The sequence below is a fragment of the Micromonospora sp. 050-3 genome (assembly GCF_046549335.1).
GTDB classification, from domain to species: Bacteria; Actinomycetota; Actinomycetes; order Mycobacteriales; family Micromonosporaceae; genus Micromonospora; species Micromonospora trifolii.
The window spans coordinates 1-520 of record NZ_JAJPVX010000011.1 but is presented as its reverse complement, the minus strand read 5'-3'; the positions used below and the strand labels follow the sequence as shown (position 1 = coordinate 520).

The window sequence follows — 520 nt, the reverse complement described above, 5'->3', positions numbered from 1 at the left end:
AAGCCTGCAGCCATCAGCACACTTGGGTTAGAGGTGTTGGTGCACGAGGTTATCGCAGCAATGACCACAGCGCCATCAGGTAACTGATACTGATGTCCGTTCATAACATAATCGACCGGCTGGCGATCTTTATGCGTGGCATTCACTTCCAGTTCGTTACTGGCGGCAAATGCTTTTGGTACATCGGGCAGTGCAACGCGATCCTGTGGGCGTTTTGGCCCTGCCAGGCTCGCTTCAACGTCATTCATATCCAGTTCTAACGTACTGGTAAAAATCGGTTCATCGCCCGGGTTACGCCACATGCCCTGCGCTTTGGCATATTTTTCGACCAACTCGACCTGATCTTCGCTGCGCCCGCTTAAACGCATGTAATCGAGGGTTACAGCATCGATTGGGAAGAAGCCACAGGTGGCACCATATTCTGGCGACATATTGGCAATGGTGGCGCGATCCGCCAACGGTAGTGAATCCAGACCATCACCATAAAATTCGACGAATTTCCCCACCACGCCATGTTTGA

At 51.9% G+C, this 520-nt stretch carries 1 protein-coding gene; it reads right to left on the bottom strand.

Features of this window, described 5'->3' with window-relative positions:
• Nucleotides 1-506: aconitase family protein (locus ACLJOK_RS33550; protein WP_410822497.1), on the bottom strand; the 506-nt coding region annotated here is incomplete at its 3' end.
• Between the last annotated feature and the right edge of the window lie 14 nt (nucleotides 507-520).